Consider the following 15,261-nt stretch of genomic DNA (forward strand, 5'->3'; position numbering starts at 1 on the left):
AAGGTCCTTCCAGGACATCCGCTTTTGCCGCTGGGCGCGCGGTCACGAACGTCCGCATCTGCCGATGAGCGCCCGTCTGGGCTGCGCCTCAGAAAGCCTCCACCGTTGCGGGATGGGCGAGCGCTGGATACATTGACGCCGTGATTCTTTCAACTGGGAAGGGCGTCGTGCGCCTCAGTCAGTGATCCCCCGCAGGGCCCAGACCCCCGACGCGCACCGTCGTGCGGGTGTTGGGTCGATCACCCGAGGTCGAAAGCGCTTGCAGCGCAACCGTTTGACAACAATCAGCGAGATCGGGTTCGATTATCAGCTAGGACCGCCCGGACCTACCGATGTCCACCAGATCATGCCCCGCATCGATACGATCCCTCTTACCGATCTCATCGACACCTTCGAAATCAGCGCCGACATGGAGCCTGTGGGCGGCGCTTACGGTGGCCTCGTACCCCTGTTCGTCCGGTTCGAGTCAGCGATGGAGCATTTTCACGGATCCTCTCCCCTCACCATGGGACAGAAGACTCCCGTACTTGCTTGCAGTTGCGGGGATTTGGGCTGCTGGCCGCTGCTAACGCGCATAACCTTGACCGGCGACCTTGTCGTGTGGGACCACTTCGAACAGCCGTATCGCACCACTCGTGACTGCGCCGCATTCGGCCCATTTCTGTTCGACCGCAATCAGTACGACAAAGCTGTCCAGGGCCTCGACGCCGCAATCGCCGCCCACGAATGACATGCTGAAATCGCCGTTGACCGGTGAGCAAGGTCCACCCCCCTGTCGAGTGTGATGTCATCGAAGTCAGGGGCAGCCACCTCGGATTTTCGCGGATGACTCCTCACCACAGATGCAAGAAGCTGCGGACATCGTCGTACCCGTCCAGGGCCCGACCGTCAACATCCGAAGGATCGGCTTCGGCACGCACCGCTAACACCTTCGCTAGTCCGAGGGCTTCGTCGCTGAGGTGTCCGAAACGACGAGCGGTGTGTCCCAGGCACAAACCGGCGAGGCCCAGCAACGGACTACCCGAAACCGCCCGCGTTCCGACTTGAATGCACCAGCGCTCGACGAACTCTGCTTCCTCGCAGTTCAATGCCGTCCCGACCAGGGCAGTCGCAGCCTCTGATTCGGCCGCTCGGTCACGCAAAGCCCGTTCCAACGTCTCGATGACCTCGGAATGAGTCATCGCAGGAGGATTCTCGAAACGTCGACCAGAGTGCACTTCGCGAGATTACGTGCATGATGCGCGACGTATCAGATCCAGCGTCGGTCACCGCTACGGACATCCTGTATTGCGCTTACCGCGTGGTCGCGAACGTCCTGCGTCTGCCGCAACCCGCGCGGTTCGGCCGGCCACCGAGGCTTGGCCCAACGCACGATAGTGCCGAATACCGCGCTGACAGTGCTGGCCACAGACCGCAGTGGCGGGTTAGATCCGTTGCGGCTCAAGGACATCATGAACGTGGTCTACGTTGCGTTCGGGCAACGTCGGATTCCGGCCGGTGGTCGCAGCGACTGTCAGACTGGCTGGATGAACCCTGATGCACGGGCACGGGCACTGTCCTCGTTGCGTGGTTTGGCGGTAGGCGACGCGTTCGGGGCATGTTTCGACGACGCGATCAATCACAGTGCGTTGCGGTCGCGAACCCTGTTGCCCGGGCCGTGGTTGTGGACCGACGATACGCAGATGGCGTGCTCGATCTTCGCTGTGCTCAGTGCCCACGGTCGAATCGAGCAGGAAGTGCTGGCCCGTTCCTTCGCCGAGCATTACGACATCTATCGCCGATACGGGCCCGGGACGAGCCGGATCCTGCGGCTCATGCGCCAAAAGGGTTATCACTGGCATGAACTCGCTCAACAGGCACGTGAGAGTCGGGGTTCCTGGGGCAATGGTGCGTCTATGCGGGTGGCGCCGCTGGGTGCGTGGTTCGCTGACGACCTGGACCGGGTTGTTGAAGAGGCGACAGCGTCGGCGGTGGTCACTCATACCCACCCCGATGCTGTAGCCGGTGCGGTCGCGGTGGCTGTCGCTGCTGCCTTGTTCTCGACGCAACCGCAGCAAAATCGTAGTCAGTTTCTCGAAACGGTCGCCGCCTGGACGCCTACCGGTCCGGTCCGAGACAAGATCACCGATGCCCAGGATGTTCGCGATGCTGTCACTGCGGCTGTGGAATTGGGAGTCGGACACGACACCTCCGCGCTCGATACCGTCCCGTTCTGTCTCTGGGTCGCGGCTCACCACGGGCATGATTTCGCCGACTCGTGCTGGACAGCCGCCTCCGCAGGTGGTGACAGTGACACCACGTGCGCGATCATCGGCGGAATTATCGGTGCCAGCCCCGTCCGCGAGGTAGTGCCGCCCGAATGGTTCGCGCGTTGCGAGCTGCTACCTGAATGGGCAACCGCGGCTATACCGCTCGCCTCAAAGCGCGCTGTAATGCCGCGGCCCGCGTGATCCCGAGGGCCGGGGCACCAGCCGACGAACGCACTCAACTGCCGAGTTCCGTGTGTACCCAGCGCCTGGCATGGTCTTGTGAATGGGTATTTGGACAGACCAATTCCTCGCCCCGTCCGAGGCATACCTGCCGGAGGCGGCAGGCTTCGCCGAGTTAGCGGCGAGCATGATTCGCTACCAGGTGGCGTGCGCGCCCTGGACGCTGGTCGCCGGAGACCTGTCCGCCAATGCCGAGCTGCCCAATGTCGGGATTCTCGGCGATATCCGATGGAGTATCCGCGACGGTTCGCTGACCGTGGGCGGCGTGCGGGCCACCGACACCACCGAACGCACCGGGTGGGAGGAGAAACAGGTGCCGCCGTGGGGTCAGGCACTGGAGGCGGGTCGGGTGCTGGCTACAGGGAGCGACTCGTCGGATATCGCGCTCGCACTCTCCACCGCCCCGTACGGGCGCGAGGACATCGCCATCGTCTTCGACCAGCTCGAGTTCGGCAATCCCGAAGTGCTGAACCACTTCTGGCGCGAGGACAGCCGAATCCAGTTGACTTGCTTCGCACTTGCCCGACCACAGTATCGACCGTTGTCCGCCAATACGCTCGCTGATTCGGACAACGGCCCGGTGCACCCGGTGCAGGCATTCGTGTCAGTCGGCTACAAGCTCGGCGACGGCGGCCATCCCTGCCCGGCAATCGAGGCTGTCGTAGTGCGAGTCCTAGGTCCAGGTCTGGTGGTAGGTCAGACGATCGGTTGAGAGCGAAAGGAACTGGTCGCCGCCGGGCGATCAGGCCATTGGACAAACCTTTCGCTGAGCATCCTTTACTGCCGCGAACCGCCCGTTCGGCGGACGAGACCGCTGAGACCCAGGACATCCCGTAACGCCGAGTTGAGTGCGTTTGTCTGGTTCTTGACCCACCGGCCGTTGTAGCCGCAGCCGTCCGTGGGCGAGTTCACTCATTCGGTTTCGAGCCCTGATGCCCGCGGCTCACCAGTCTCGCCCGGCGATCAGTTCCGCGGAATCCGCCTCCGTGAAGCCGTAAGCCGCGGCGATCAAGCAGAAATCGTCGGCGATCAATTCGCGCGCGACCGTCTCGATTTCGCTACCGGCCGCCTCGAACTCCGCCTGCAGGTCGTTGAATTCCGCCGTCGCGGCTTGGGTAAGCACGTACAGGGTCGCCAGATCCGATGGTCGTTCCGCCTCGATCGTCTCGCACAGCCGCAGCAATACCGCCCTGCACTGGTCGAGCACGGCATCGGGAAAGTAGGGGTCCTCGTACATCTCTTGCAGGAACGCATGCCCTTCGGTCTGATGGTTTGTGATCGGCATGGCGCTTCTCCGTCTCTCGGTGTGACGCGTCGATCATGCATGACACCACCGACAGCTGCGCCGTCACCGATGCTCTCTGACCCGCTGTCCGAACTGACCACGGAGCGTCAGCGACATGCACATACGGTACGAAGCGCATTATCGCCCCAGGATCGGCATAGCCGCGCTGAAACTATCGTGTCCTCGAACGCACAGAGATGCCACTGTGCGCGCTAAGCGAAGCAGCCATGCCGACGTGTCTGGTGGACGTTCCCGGACCTGAGTCCGGGCGAATTACGATCATCTTCGTGGCATCGGCCGAACATCCGCTTCTGCCGCTCACGGTTCGGTTCGGACCTGCCAAGCCTGCCGAGCCGGAGGTCGGTCAGTACGCACCACAATGTCGATGTGCGTGTATTCGCCTTGGCGACCTCATCGGTCATGATTGGCACATGTCCATGCTTACGATGTACTGGCCACGTGGTTCGGCCGGACAGTCACGCCCAGCAGAATTTCCGTACGACAGAGATTGGATCACTGTCGGCTGGTACGGAACTCGGCTGAAGTTGCCACCTCGCCGATTCCTGGCAGGTTGACTGCGTCGGCGCGGCATCGACTGGACGCCACTGCGTGAAGACGAGTTCCGCTGGTGGAATCCACCAGCGGACTGTCCCGGCCCGCTGCCACCCATAGGGACTGTGGTCGAGATCCATAGTGGCGCGTTGCGACGACTTGGATTGCACCCTCGCCAGCAGAGCGGGTTCGAGGTGGCCCAGCTAGGCATACCTGGGCCTTGGCCGAGTGAACGGTTGCCCTGGGGCCAGATCGAAGTCACCGCCGCCCACTGGTGCTGGCACGGAGTAGCGGACAAGCACGGCGGCGCATGGTCCTACGGAACAGGTTATGACTGGTGGGGGCTCTACTCCACGCCCTGCTCGGATCCGCCGACAGCGGCCGACGATGAATCCACGGAGTGGCCGTTCTCGATCTACCAATGATGCTGCCGCCAACGCACTGCATTGCCGCATGCCGCGCTGCTCGAACCGCAGGCCCGAAAATCAACGGCTCGACATGATCTCGGGCCGTTCGAGTGCACGGCAATCCCTATTACCGGTCAATTGTGTTCGCTTCTTGGGTCGTATCGCGGACTGGGGTGCTATGGAATGCCGGCCAGATGAGGTTGATCGGAAGTGATGGGTACGGCATAGAGCTGGGAGTTGCGGGTTACCAATTCCCAGATGCCGTTGACCCACAGCAGCGGCGCAGCTGGCTGGTCATCACCGGGACTGCGCACTCCCCGCAGGGAACATGGCCTTTTCGTTGGCAGGCGTTGACCCCGGAGGACGCCGTCGCCTTGGGGCAGTGGCTTCACCATGCGTCGGACATATCGACCGACAACGAATGCCGAAGTGCGCGAATTAGTTTCACGGAACCGAACTTGACTTTCTCCTACGTCACGGCCCAGGCGGCACTGATCGATCTGAGTATCGGTCTGGATTTGGAGTTCTCGCCGCCGTGGCGACGGCATGCCCGTGCGGGCGATCCGTTCGTCATCTCGTGTCGGGTCGATGCCGAGGTCATGTCGACCGCGGCGGACGATTGGACCGCCGAAATCGGCTCGTATCCACCTTGAGGGCCGCGCGATCATCGAGTACGAATACCCTTGGTGAATGGATTCGGATCCCCTAGTGGCGATTGAACTTTCGGAGGCCGAGCGTGAAGTACTGCGGCGCGGGTTAGGTGAATGGTTCGGCCCGGCTCGCTGTACCGAGGCGTTGGCGATCGCGATGGACTTCCTGAGCGTGGCCGACCTGCGTGAGCAGGAGCGGCGGATACGTTCGGCGCTGGCGGCCAACGAACCGCTGAGCGGTCGAGACTGGCGGCGAGCGTTGGTGGCCACCGAGTTCGTTTTCGCCAGTGATGTTTTCGGGTCAGGAGTGGAGTGGTCGACTACCACGGGCTTGAGGGACGAGGAGACCATCCATATTCTTCGCCGTTTGCAGCGCAAGTTGGCTCGTGCCGTGCCCGAGGCGCTCTACAGCCATCGCCGAGCTGAGTGACCGCCTGACCTTGGACACAGCTCCGGCGCTCGCACACAGTCTGCCTCGACACCGAGTGTGCGAGGGTGGAGGACATGACGGTAGAACGGTTCGAGGTCCAGCGGCATGTCTCCGCGTCACCTTCGGAGATCTTCACGCTGCTGTGCTCCCCCGAAGGGCATGTAGCCATCGACAGTTCGGGCATGCTGCAATCGGCGGAGGGAAAGCCTGTCGCGGGTGTCGGCGACGAGTTCATCGTGCACATGGACCGCGAGTCGCTCAATGACCTGCCGATGGGCAAATACGATGTGACAGTGATCATTACCGAGTTCGAGCAGGACAAGCGGCTCGAATGGACGATCTCGGGCACCATCAAGCCGCCGATCGAGCACCGGTACGGCTATCGCCTGGAGGCCGACGAGACCGGCACACTGGTCACCTCGTACTACGACTGGAGCAAGATCGCGCCGCGCTACCGCGAGGCCGCTATCTTCCCGATCATTCCCGAGTCGGCACTACGAGCCACCCTCGGCATACTCGCCCGTACCGTCCAGAGATAGTTCATGGCTGCGTCGCGGTCCATTCGCGGATCGCGGCGACGAACTCCTCGGGCGCGTCGGATTCCACATAGGTGCCTGCGCCTTCGACGATGACGGTCTCGTGGTCGGTGAACGTCGCTTCCAGGCGCTCACGTTCCTGGGGGCGGAAGGCGATGTCGGCGTCGCCCCACACGATCAGTGTCGGCAGGTGGGCGAGGTCGGTGAGGCCGGCCTCGACTTCGGCGAAGAAGTCCCGGCTGGCGAGGACCCGGCCGGGGAGTACCGCGGAGGCCTGGCGCCGCCCGGGGGTGTCCAGCGCCCGGCGGTAGTGGGTCATCTCGGCTGCTGTCGGCTTCCGCCTGCGGTGACCGGTGGGGATGAACGTGTTGACGAGGACGTTGAATCGCCGGATCAGGAAGCGGCTCGGGAGTCCGCCGATGATGCGGGAGAAAGCCTCGAAGTGGAGGACGCCGTTGACCGGCCACGCCCAGGTGTTGGCGAGCACCAGCCGATCGAAGACGCCCGGCCGCCGCTGCGCGACCGCAAGGCCGATCAGGCCGCCCCAGTCCTGCCCGACCAGTGTGACCTCGTCGAGGGCGAGCGTGTCGACGAACCCGGTGACCACGTCCGCGTGCTCCTCGGGCAGGTGACGGTAGCCCGGCTTCGGCGTCGACAGCCCGAAGCCCGGGTAGTCGAGGGCGACGCACCGGAAGTCGTCGCGCAGCGCGCGGATCACGTCGCGCCAGAGGAATGACCAGGTCGGGTTGCCGTGCAGGAACAGGAGTGTGGGACCTGACCCCTCGTCGATGTAGTGCACGGTGTGCCCGTCGATATCGACGAATCTGCTCTCGAACGGGAACAGATCGTCGTCGACCCAGCCGGGCCGCACACTCTTGGTGATATCGGCCATGGTGGCCCCCTCTGAGCTCGGCATCGAAGGTATGCTTGAGCATGTCACGCGCACTTGAGAATTTCAAGCGATTGTAGGAAATGATGCGTAGCTACAGCCAGTACTGCGGGCTCGCCCGATCTCTCGAAGTCGTCGGCGACCGGTGGAACCTGCTCATCGTCCGCCAGCTCCTGATCGCCCCCGCCCGCTACCGCGACCTGATCGACGGCCTTCCCGGCATCGCGACCAACCTGCTCGCCGACCGGCTCCGCGACCTCGAGGCCGCCGGCGTGGTCGAGCGGCGACTGGCCGGCGAGGGAAGCATCGTCGAGTACGCCCTCACGCCGTGGGGCGCCGAGCTGCGCCAGCCGATCGACAGCCTGATCCGCTGGTCCACCCCGTTGATGGTCCGCGGCCCAGCCGACGATGATTCCTTCCGCCCCGGGTGGCTCGCCCTCGCCGTCCCCGCACTGCTCGACACCCGGGTCGAGGTCCGCCCCTCGGCGACGGTCGGCCTCGAGATCGGCGGCCCGCCCCTCCAGCTCCGCGCGACGCACTCCGGCTTCGAGGTCGGCCCACACGACGGCCACGACCTCGAGGCGACCGTCCGCGCCGACCCCGCTTACATCCTCGGCCTCGCCGCGGGCGCCCTCCCCCTCAGCGACGCCCTCGTCCTCGGATTAGTCGAGATCGACGGCGACGAGTCCGTCGTCCGCACCGTCTTCGCCGCCTGACCGGGCCGCTCCGCACAGTGGCAGCATCTGTTGTCGCCCAACGCATACCGGATCGTGCGCGGGATCGGTCCGAGCCGGCGGGTGCCGTCCAGGCGTGCTGCGGTGTGATGATCGAAGTCGCACGGAATGGGCAGTCGCCGTAAGAGCCACGGGTTCAACAACGTTCACCGCGTGGCAAGATCGGCGAATGTGGAAGGACCCGATCCGAGAACTCTATGAGGATGCGGAATTCGGACCGGAAGCTTCCGGCACGGAGATAGACCAGGCCGAGGGGCGTTTGGGGCAGGCCGTGCCGAACGAGTTGCGAGATCTGCTGCGGCACACGAACGGTGTGCAGGCCGAGTGGGGATCCGGGCTGGTGTGGTCGGTCGAGGAGATCATCGATCAGAACACCCAGTTCCGTCGTGATGCCGAATTCGCGGAGCTGTACATGTCCTTCGACCAGCTGATGTTCTTCGGCGACAACGGCGGTGGTGACCAGTTCGCCTACGTCCGACTGCCATCGGGACACAACACCGGCGTGTATGTATGGGATCACGAAACCGATGACCGCAAGTGGGTTGCCGGTTCGTTGACCGACTACTTGCAACGGCGAGCAGGCGCCGAGGGCGACAGCTGGTACAAGTGACCGCGCCGCCACCCTCGAGCGCCCACGATGCCCGGCTACTCGGCGCCGCGACCGGCGAAGTCGAACGACCCGCCGTCGATGCCCCAGGAGATGATCCGTTCGGGATGAATTCGGATGATCGTGCGTTCCTGGTGCGGGAACGGTGGTTCCTCGTCATCGAGCACCTCGGCCTTCCCGCGTACCTCGATCCCGCGAATCACGTAGGGCTCCAAGGAAACCTGTTGGTCGATAACGAACGACACCCGGCTGCCCGCCTCCACATTGCGATACTTTCGACTGGCCCGCATCCGCATGCCCCCGATATCGATCGTGCCGTCGGCGTTCACCCGATAGTTGGTCGGGTTGTTCTGCACAACGCCCTCTGGTGACACCGTGGCCAGTCGGCCGATCCCGGCCTCCGCGAGGAACTGCTGTTCATTGATGGTGAAGGTCATGACGATTACTCCTCGGTGAATTCGATTTCAGGTGCGCCCCGCACCGCGTGCTCGGAGATCAGAACAGGATCAGCGCGGCGCACAGGCCTGCGATGGCGATGAACTGCAGGGTGACCCGGTACTTCAGAATGCTGTCCCACTTGTCCTGCAGCGCACGGGCATCGGCCGGAATGATGCCGGTCTGGGCAGCGGCGGTCTGCTGGGTATTGATCGGTTTCGCGATGCGAACGTAGAAGGCGAGCCAGGTGAGCAGTGCCGCCACCGTGATCCCTGCCGCGACAGCGGCACCGATCCGGCCGGCCGCGATCGCGATCACCAGGGTGAGCACCGCGGTGACCACACCGCCCACCCCGAAGACCGGCATGCGTTTGTCGCCGTAGTAATGGCCCCAGCCCGCACTCACGGTCACGGTCGCGTCATCGAGCTTGCGGTACACGGACCGCATGATCACGGCCCCGCAGACATCGGTGCCATAGACGATGGCGTTGGCGAGAACGGCGACGGCGGCGATGATCTGGCCGGTGACAATGAGCATTTCGGCTTCCCTTCCTACTATCTAGCATCGCTAGAAACTGGAGCAACGGTAACACTTGCCCATCGGCCTGTCTAGCGCTGCTAGATTTCAGATCGCCGCCGTGGCGGACCCTCATGCCTCGCCGTAGAGCTGACGGAAGTCTTCGAGGGTGCCCGTGTAGTACTCGTAGTCGTCGACGAGGTGTGCCCGGGTGATCCTGTCGGGCTGCTCGCACGCGAACTGTTCGACGAGATCGGACCAGAATGCCTCGGCAGGCAGCCTGTCCGCGCCTTCGGGCAGATCCGGCCGAAGCACGACGTGAGCACGCGAAAACCTGCTTGCGGCAGGACTCAGGGGTGCCACACAATGGGCGACCGAGGCCAGGACCTGTGGAAATCCCGAATCGTCGAGACGCATGCACACGCGGCGGCGCTGGGGCGCGGCGACTGGATGGGCGAAATTGGGCGAATGGGTGGTTCATGTTCGATGTGATCATTGCCGGGTGTGGGCCGACCGGTGCGATGCTGGCCGCCGAACTACGGCTGCACGATGTGCGGGTGCTCGTTCTCGAGAAGGAACCCGAGCCCGTGGCGTCGTTCGTGCGCATCGTCAGCCTGCATATTCGCAGCCTCGAACTGATGGCGATGCGCGGACTGCTCGATCGCATTCTCGAACGCGGACGACAGCGTCCGGTCGGCGGCGTCTTCGCCGCGATCGCCAAACCCACGCCCGAGGGCTTGGATTCCGCGTACGCCTATCAGCTGGGTATCCCGCAGCCGATCATCAATCATCTGCTCGAAGAACATGCGATCGACCTGGGTGCACAGGTCCGGAGCGGTTGTGCGGTGGCCGGTTTCGAGCAGGACGACGAGGGTGTGACAGTCGAGCTCGCCGACGGGGAGCGGCTGCGGTCGCGGTACCTCGTCGGCTGTGACGGCGCGCGCAGCACGGTGCGCAAGCTGCTCGGCGTCGGCTTCCCCGGCGAACCCTCGCGGACCGAGACACTGATGGGCGAGATGGAAGTGGGTGTGCCGCAGGAGGAGGTCGCCGCCAAGGTGACCGAGATCGGCGACAAGCGATTCAGCCTCAGGCCCTTCGGCGAAGGGGTCTACAGCGTCGTGATCCCCGCCGCGGGAGTCAGCGAGGATCGCACGGAACCACCCGCCCTCGAGGATTTCGCACAACAGTTGCGCGCTGTCGCCGGAACCGATTTCGGCGTGCACTCCCCCCGCTGGCTGTCCCGCTTCGGCGATGCCACCCGGCTGGCCGAGCGCTATCGGGTCGGTCGGGTGCTGCTGGCAGGCGATGCGGCGCACATCCACCCGCCCGCAGGCGGTCAGGGCATGAATCTGGGCATTCAGGACGCAGTCAACCTCGGCTGGAAACTCGCCGCACAGATCCACGGCTGGGCGCCGGAAACATTGCTGGACACCTACCAAGCCGAACGTCATCCGGTCGCCGCGGACGTCCTGGACAACACTCGCGCCCAGGTGGAACTGTCGTCCACCGAACCGGGCCCGCAGGCCGTGCGCAGGCTGCTCACCGACCTGATGGACATCGATGAGGTGAATCGCTCTCTGATCGAGAAGATCACCGCGATCGACATCCGCTACGACTTCGGCGCGGGCCCCGCCCTGCTCGGCCGCCGCCTGCCCGACCTCGACCTGAAACAGGGCCGCCTCTACAAGCACCTATATCAGGGCCGCGGCCTGGTACTCGACCGCACCGAACGCCTGACCGTCGACGGCTGGTCCGACCGGGTCGACCTCATCACCGATCCCACTGCGGCACTCGATGTTCCAACGCTGCTGCTGCGCCCCGACGGCCACATCGCCTGGATCGGCGAGCACCAGCAAGACCTGAACACCCACCTCTCCCAGTGGTTCGGCGAGCCCACCAACTGATTTCACCGGTGCAACAGGCGCGGACGATGACCACGCTCAGCGCATCCTCAGGCATGTCGACAATCAGCGCATGGTCGATCGCGACGCCAGCCTCGTCCAGCGCGACCGTTGTCCACGGTTGCCGGAAGCGGGAATCTCGACCCGTCCACACCGAGCACGCTGATCCTCAAGTGCGCTCAGCACCGTTCGGCCACACCACATCGACCTGAAGTCCCCGCTCACGCGCCGAAACGACGACCGTCCCGGTACCGGCGCGCCGGCCTTCCTTCCCGTCCCACACTGCGATCATCCGATCGGCCTCGCCGATGAGGACCTCGTTGGCGGCCTCGTACGCATCGTGGCCAGCGGTGTCGAAGTCCATCACCCGAACCGTCGTCGCCCGGTCGACCAGCGCGTCGAACTGCGCCAGGTGGTCCGGCGGCACCTTCGCCTCGCGGTAGTCGCGCGAGGGCAACACCACCTCGAGGTGTCCACCCGCGTCGAGGATCGCTTCGGCGAAGATGCTGTCGGCGCCGCGGGCGAGACAGGAAATGCCGACCAGATTCGGCGTGTCGGCGATCAGGTCGGCGATCGCCTCGCGAACGATCGGGACCGTGTCGGCGGCGAGGTTCATGTGCCCGGTGATGCTGATTCGCATTGCGCCATGATGCCGGATCGATCAAACAGTTGAGCGGATCCGCGGATAGCCGGGCTCTACTCCGGTCCGGCCAGGCTCTCGACGTATTCCGCACCCCACTGGTTCAACTCGGTGACGAAGCCGCGCAACGCTTTCCCGGTCGGTGTGAGCGAATACTCCACCCGTGGTGGGACTTCGGGGAATGCGTGTCTGCTGACGATGCCGTCTTGTTCCAGCTCGCGCAGCTGGCGGGTGAGGACCCGTGGGGTCACCTCGCCGACCTTGCGGCGCAATTCGCCGTAGCGCAGGGGCTCGTCGAGGAGGTATTTGACGATCGTCATCTTCCAGGCGCCGCCGAGTACGGCGATGCTCACTTCGACGGGGCAGCTACGCATCGCTCGCACGATCGGTGCCCGGACTTCGACCTCGGTAGTCATACGCTCGATGGTATCCAATTCGTCCATATGGACAAGATTGTGCATACTGTCGATCCCGACCGGTGGTTGATAGAAACGAGCGTAAGGACGTCGAGCAACGCGAAGGATTCCGGTGAGTATTTCCGAAGTCGATATCGACCAGCGCGCGATCGGGCGGGCGCCCCGTTTTCACCCGGCGTGGACGATCGTGGCCGTGACTGCTCTCGCGCTAGTCGCGGCGGGAAGCTTCGCCACGATCGCGGGCCTGATCACCGAACCGCTGGTCGAGACGAAGGGGTGGAGTCGCACCGGGATCGGTGCCGCGGTGGCGGTGAACATGGTCCTCTACGGGGCGGTCGGGCCGTTCGCGGCGGCCATGATGGACCGCTACGGCATCCGCCGCGTCACGTCGTACGCGCTGATCACGCTGATCGCGAGTTCGGTTCTCACCGCGCTCTTCACCCCGTCGGTGTTCTGGTTCGTGCTGTGGTTCGGCTTCGCCATCGGTGTCGGGACCGGGTCGATCACCACGGTGTTCGCCGCGACTGTGGCGAACCGGTGGTTCTACCGCAAGATCGGTCTCGCCACCGGATTGCTCACCGCGGCAAGCGTATTCGGACAGTTCGCGATGCTGCCCCTGCTGTCGGTGCTACTCGGGCGCGCCGACTGGCGCGCGCCCGTTCTCGTGTGCGGCGCCCTGGCCACGGTGGCGCTACTCGCCGTCCTGCTCTTCCTGCGCGAAAGCCCCGCCGCGGTCGGCACCGTCCGGTACGGCGCGGATCCGGGCAGCGAAACGGTCGGCGCGGATCGCCGGATCAACCCGTTCGCCCGCACCATCACCGCCATGCGCAGCGCCTTGCGTGATACCCGATTCTGGGTCCTGGCCTCGATGTTCGCGCTGTGCGGGGCGACCACGAACGGGCTGATGTGGAGCCACTTCACGCCCGCCGCCCACGATCACGGGATGGCCGCCACCGCCGCGTCGGGCCTGCTGGCCATCATCGGTGTCGCCAACATTCTCGGCACAGTCTCGGCGGGCTGGCTCACCGACCGGATCGAACCGCGCCTGCTACTGGCCGTGTTCTTCCTCGGCCGTGGCGTGTCGCTCGCCCTCCTTCCGGTTCTGTTCACCAGCGGGTTGTCCCCCGACCTTGTCGTCTTCGCCGTGGTATTCGGCATCCTCGACGTCGCGACAGTGCCACCGACACTGACCCTGTGCCGCCACTACTTCGGCGCCGACAGCGCCCTCACCTTCGGCTGGATCAGCGTCTTCCACCAACTCGGCGCGGGCGCGATGGCCCTCACCGGCGGCCTGATCCGCGACATCAACGGCTCCTACACTCCCCTCTGGATCACCGCCGCCCTCGCCTGCCTCACCGCCGCCGCCCTCGGAACCACCGGCTCCCGAATCAGATGAGTCATGGCGTTCATGACCTCACTCGCCGCGGTCGTCGAAACCATCGGCCCCGTTCGATCAGATAAGGGCCCGGTGCTTGCTGATACGGCTGCGCACATCGCGCATCATCGCATTGGTGCCGGCGAACCTGATGAACTTCGGGATGAAGCGGTTGACGAAGCCGACGAACTGGAACAGGTGCTCGAATCGGCGCTGATCCGCCGTGCTCCATTCGATCGCCATCTGCTCACGGAAATGCGGTGGCAAAAAGCCCGCCGTCAAGAACCGCAGGAGGCTGCCGAACACCACCCGGATGGACCAGTGGATCATCCGCAGGTGCAGCAGATCGTCTATATAGGCGCGGAATCCGTCGTCGCACACCACCTGCTTGCACGCCTCCAGCCAGTACTCATCGAACTCGGCCCGCGTCTTGGGCCACATGTCGGGGTGTACCTGCAGGGTGGTGCCGAAGGTATCCGAGCCCTCGAAGAACGCCTCGAGTTCGTCGTCGGTCATCTTGCCGCACAGCAGTTGATGGGTGTCCTCGAAACCGATGTAGATCGCCGCGGCCACGTACATCTGCAAGTTCCGGTCGAAGGCGTTGTACTTCACCTTCGAATCCGGGCGCGACCTGACCTGGCGGTGCGCGACATTGACCGCCTCACGCATCGCCGACTTGTCCTCGTCGGTGCCCAGAACAGCCACCGCGAGGTAGGCGGAGGTGGTCCGCAACCGCTTCCACGGATGCACCATGAGCGCACCGGATTCGACCGGACTCTCCATCACACCCGCCGCGACTCCCTGGTGGGCGAACTGCATCGCCACGTTCGCGGCGGCACCCGCGAACATCCAGAAGTCCAGGGCATCGGCCAACCGGGCGGGCCGTTTGCGTGGAGACCGGTGGGTGTCGGGAATATGGAGGCGAACCCGATCGAGCGTCAGCGCACGCTCGGCCGCAGCGGGTTCCACCGCCGGGGTGGCCGACCGACGCCACGCGGGTCCGGCACCTTCGTCGACGTAGGAATCACTGTGTGGGTCGACGTAATTGGGTTCGCCAGGCCTGATTGCCGTGCTCATCGTCATCCTTTCCCGGAGATGTACCGCGCGACCGAGCAGCCGAGGCGATGCACAGCAGCCCGGCGTACCTCGCGAGCGCGGTTCGGTGCCAAGCGGACCTCGACACCCTCGATATGTTACTGCCCATTCCTCACATAGAGAGATATTTTCAGGAACCAGACGATCGGTTTCACAGGTGATTGACAGCCCTACTCGCGATCACTAAGTTGATATCCATTCATCAATGGTTGCGGAGCGGGCATGCTCTGCGGCGCCGTGGTGGACAGGACCGCCGCCGACAGGCGGCATTCCGGGAGTTCACTCCCGGAGCACAAGGCTCGCG

Annotated in this window: 19 protein-coding genes; 10 read left to right on the forward strand and 9 right to left on the reverse strand. The window is 64.4% G+C overall.

Translation table 11 applies throughout. The features are described 5' to 3' along the window. Positions 1-259 precede the first annotated feature (259 nt). Complete coding sequence (locus ACFWPX_RS07405) at positions 260-730, forward strand: hypothetical protein (protein ID WP_378926640.1); 471 nt, start codon at positions 260-262, stop codon at positions 728-730. 103 nt (positions 731-833) lie between these two features. Here the strand turns inward: ACFWPX_RS07405 and ACFWPX_RS07410 are convergent, their stop codons facing one another. Then, positions 834-1,181, reverse strand: a complete 348-nt coding sequence (locus tag ACFWPX_RS07410; protein WP_378926641.1) for a hypothetical protein — start codon at positions 1,179-1,181, stop codon at positions 834-836. 216 nt (positions 1,182-1,397) lie between these two features. Between ACFWPX_RS07410 and ACFWPX_RS07415 the strand changes: the two genes are divergently transcribed. Continuing rightward, a complete protein-coding gene (locus ACFWPX_RS07415) occupies positions 1,398-2,450 on the forward strand; it encodes an ADP-ribosylglycohydrolase family protein (RefSeq protein WP_378926642.1) in 1,053 nt (350 codons plus the stop codon). Positions 2,451-2,532: 82 nt separating this feature from the next. After that, positions 2,533-3,201 (forward strand): hypothetical protein, encoded by a 669-nt coding sequence (locus ACFWPX_RS07420; RefSeq protein WP_378926643.1) that lies wholly within the window; start codon positions 2,533-2,535, stop codon positions 3,199-3,201. Between the two features lie 231 nt (positions 3,202-3,432). Here the strand turns inward: ACFWPX_RS07420 and ACFWPX_RS07425 are convergent, their stop codons facing one another. After that, positions 3,433-3,774 (reverse strand): DUF5713 family protein, encoded by a 342-nt coding sequence (locus ACFWPX_RS07425; RefSeq protein ID WP_378926644.1) that lies wholly within the window; start codon positions 3,772-3,774, stop codon positions 3,433-3,435. A gap of 1,153 nt (positions 3,775-4,927) precedes the next feature. Here ACFWPX_RS07425 and ACFWPX_RS07430 point away from each other — a divergent pair. From ACFWPX_RS07430 to ACFWPX_RS07440, 3 genes are all read left to right on the forward strand, one after another. After that, positions 4,928-5,386, forward strand: coding sequence for a hypothetical protein (locus ACFWPX_RS07430; protein ID WP_378926646.1), 459 nt, complete (start codon positions 4,928-4,930; stop codon positions 5,384-5,386). 37 nt (positions 5,387-5,423) lie between these two features. After that, on the forward strand, positions 5,424-5,813 hold the full coding sequence (locus ACFWPX_RS07435; RefSeq protein ID WP_378926647.1) for a hypothetical protein: 390 nt from the start codon (positions 5,424-5,426) through the stop codon (positions 5,811-5,813). A 74-nt stretch (positions 5,814-5,887) separates the two neighbouring features. Next, on the forward strand, positions 5,888-6,352 hold the full coding sequence (locus ACFWPX_RS07440) for a polyketide cyclase (RefSeq protein ID WP_378926649.1): 465 nt from the start codon (positions 5,888-5,890) through the stop codon (positions 6,350-6,352). A 1-nt stretch (position 6,353) separates the two neighbouring features. Here ACFWPX_RS07440 and ACFWPX_RS07445 read toward each other — a convergent pair whose 3' ends face one another. Then, positions 6,354-7,265, reverse strand: coding sequence for an alpha/beta fold hydrolase (locus tag ACFWPX_RS07445; RefSeq protein WP_378926650.1), 912 nt, complete (start codon positions 7,263-7,265; stop codon positions 6,354-6,356). A 59-nt stretch (positions 7,266-7,324) separates the two neighbouring features. Here ACFWPX_RS07445 and ACFWPX_RS07450 point away from each other — a divergent pair, with 59 nt between their 5' ends. Both ACFWPX_RS07450 and ACFWPX_RS07455 read left to right on the forward strand, forming a co-directional pair. Then, entirely contained in the window at positions 7,325-7,954 is a 630-nt protein-coding gene (locus ACFWPX_RS07450; protein WP_378926651.1) for a winged helix-turn-helix transcriptional regulator, read from the forward strand. Positions 7,955-8,141: 187 nt separating this feature from the next. Then, positions 8,142-8,582 carry an SMI1/KNR4 family protein gene (locus ACFWPX_RS07455; RefSeq protein ID WP_378926652.1) on the forward strand — a complete coding sequence of 147 codons (441 nt, stop codon included), beginning with the start codon at positions 8,142-8,144 and terminating at the stop codon, positions 8,580-8,582. 35 nt (positions 8,583-8,617) lie between these two features. On the opposite strand, the gene ACFWPX_RS07460 is transcribed toward ACFWPX_RS07455, so the two are convergent. From ACFWPX_RS07460 to ACFWPX_RS07470, 3 genes are all read right to left on the reverse strand, one after another. Then, positions 8,618-9,016, reverse strand: coding sequence for a PPOX class F420-dependent oxidoreductase (locus ACFWPX_RS07460; protein WP_378926653.1), 399 nt, complete (start codon positions 9,014-9,016; stop codon positions 8,618-8,620). A 58-nt stretch (positions 9,017-9,074) separates the two neighbouring features. Then, complete coding sequence (locus ACFWPX_RS07465; protein WP_378914367.1) at positions 9,075-9,551, reverse strand: DUF1772 domain-containing protein; 477 nt, start codon at positions 9,549-9,551, stop codon at positions 9,075-9,077. A 111-nt stretch (positions 9,552-9,662) separates the two neighbouring features. Further along, positions 9,663-9,845, reverse strand: coding sequence for a hypothetical protein (locus ACFWPX_RS07470; protein ID WP_378926654.1), 183 nt, complete (start codon positions 9,843-9,845; stop codon positions 9,663-9,665). Positions 9,846-10,009: 164 nt separating this feature from the next. On the opposite strand from ACFWPX_RS07470, the gene ACFWPX_RS07475 reads away from it, so the two are divergent. Continuing rightward, entirely contained in the window at positions 10,010-11,434 is a 1,425-nt protein-coding gene (locus tag ACFWPX_RS07475; protein WP_378926655.1) for an FAD-dependent monooxygenase, read from the forward strand. A gap of 166 nt (positions 11,435-11,600) precedes the next feature. Here the strand turns inward: ACFWPX_RS07475 and ACFWPX_RS07480 are convergent, their stop codons facing one another. Next, positions 11,601-12,071 (reverse strand): hypothetical protein, encoded by a 471-nt coding sequence (locus ACFWPX_RS07480; RefSeq protein ID WP_378926658.1) that lies wholly within the window; start codon positions 12,069-12,071, stop codon positions 11,601-11,603. A gap of 56 nt (positions 12,072-12,127) precedes the next feature. Next, entirely contained in the window at positions 12,128-12,487 is a 360-nt protein-coding gene (locus tag ACFWPX_RS07485) for a winged helix-turn-helix transcriptional regulator (protein ID WP_378926659.1), read from the reverse strand. Between the two features lie 112 nt (positions 12,488-12,599). On the opposite strand from ACFWPX_RS07485, the gene ACFWPX_RS07490 reads away from it, so the two are divergent. Beyond that, the gene (locus tag ACFWPX_RS07490) at positions 12,600-13,883 is read left to right on the forward strand and encodes an MFS transporter (protein ID WP_378926660.1); all 1,284 of its coding nucleotides are present in this window, start codon (positions 12,600-12,602) and stop codon (positions 13,881-13,883) included. A 57-nt stretch (positions 13,884-13,940) separates the two neighbouring features. Here ACFWPX_RS07490 and ACFWPX_RS07495 read toward each other — a convergent pair whose 3' ends face one another. Then, a complete protein-coding gene (locus ACFWPX_RS07495; protein WP_378926662.1) occupies positions 13,941-14,939 on the reverse strand; it encodes an oxygenase MpaB family protein in 999 nt (332 codons plus the stop codon). Between the last annotated feature and the right edge of the window lie 322 nt (positions 14,940-15,261).

Origin of the sequence: Nocardia sp. NPDC058518, assembly GCF_042719655.1 — a bacterium.
Lineage (GTDB): Bacteria > Actinomycetota > Actinomycetes > Mycobacteriales > Mycobacteriaceae > Nocardia.

What these genes read in the sequence shown, in the direction of transcription:
- ACFWPX_RS07440 (WP_378926649.1), top strand. Translation starts at nt 5,888, where the DNA reads ATGACGGTAGAACGGTTCGAGGTCCAGCGGCATGTCTCCGCGTCACCT.
- ACFWPX_RS07455 (WP_378926652.1), top strand. Translation starts at nt 8,142, where the DNA reads ATGTGGAAGGACCCGATCCGAGAACTCTATGAGGATGCGGAATTCGGA.
- ACFWPX_RS07480 (WP_378926658.1), bottom strand. Translation starts at nt 12,071, where the DNA reads ATGCGAATCAGCATCACCGGGCACATGAACCTCGCCGCCGACACGGTC.
- ACFWPX_RS07430 (WP_378926646.1), top strand. Translation starts at nt 4,928, where the DNA reads ATGAGGTTGATCGGAAGTGATGGGTACGGCATAGAGCTGGGAGTTGCG.
- ACFWPX_RS07435 (WP_378926647.1), top strand. Translation starts at nt 5,424, where the DNA reads ATGGATTCGGATCCCCTAGTGGCGATTGAACTTTCGGAGGCCGAGCGT.
- ACFWPX_RS07475 (WP_378926655.1), top strand. Translation starts at nt 10,010, where the DNA reads ATGTTCGATGTGATCATTGCCGGGTGTGGGCCGACCGGTGCGATGCTG.
- ACFWPX_RS07450 (WP_378926651.1), top strand. Translation starts at nt 7,325, where the DNA reads ATGCGTAGCTACAGCCAGTACTGCGGGCTCGCCCGATCTCTCGAAGTC.
- ACFWPX_RS07445 (WP_378926650.1), bottom strand. Translation starts at nt 7,265, where the DNA reads ATGCCGAGCTCAGAGGGGGCCACCATGGCCGATATCACCAAGAGTGTG.
- ACFWPX_RS07485 (WP_378926659.1), bottom strand. Translation starts at nt 12,487, where the DNA reads ATGACTACCGAGGTCGAAGTCCGGGCACCGATCGTGCGAGCGATGCGT.
- ACFWPX_RS07460 (WP_378926653.1), bottom strand. Translation starts at nt 9,016, where the DNA reads ATGACCTTCACCATCAATGAACAGCAGTTCCTCGCGGAGGCCGGGATC.
- ACFWPX_RS07420 (WP_378926643.1), top strand. Translation starts at nt 2,533, where the DNA reads ATGGGTATTTGGACAGACCAATTCCTCGCCCCGTCCGAGGCATACCTG.
- ACFWPX_RS07495 (WP_378926662.1), bottom strand. Translation starts at nt 14,939, where the DNA reads ATGAGCACGGCAATCAGGCCTGGCGAACCCAATTACGTCGACCCACAC.
- ACFWPX_RS07410 (WP_378926641.1), bottom strand. Translation starts at nt 1,181, where the DNA reads ATGACTCATTCCGAGGTCATCGAGACGTTGGAACGGGCTTTGCGTGAC.
- ACFWPX_RS07425 (WP_378926644.1), bottom strand. Translation starts at nt 3,774, where the DNA reads ATGCCGATCACAAACCATCAGACCGAAGGGCATGCGTTCCTGCAAGAG.
- ACFWPX_RS07465 (WP_378914367.1), bottom strand. Translation starts at nt 9,551, where the DNA reads ATGCTCATTGTCACCGGCCAGATCATCGCCGCCGTCGCCGTTCTCGCC.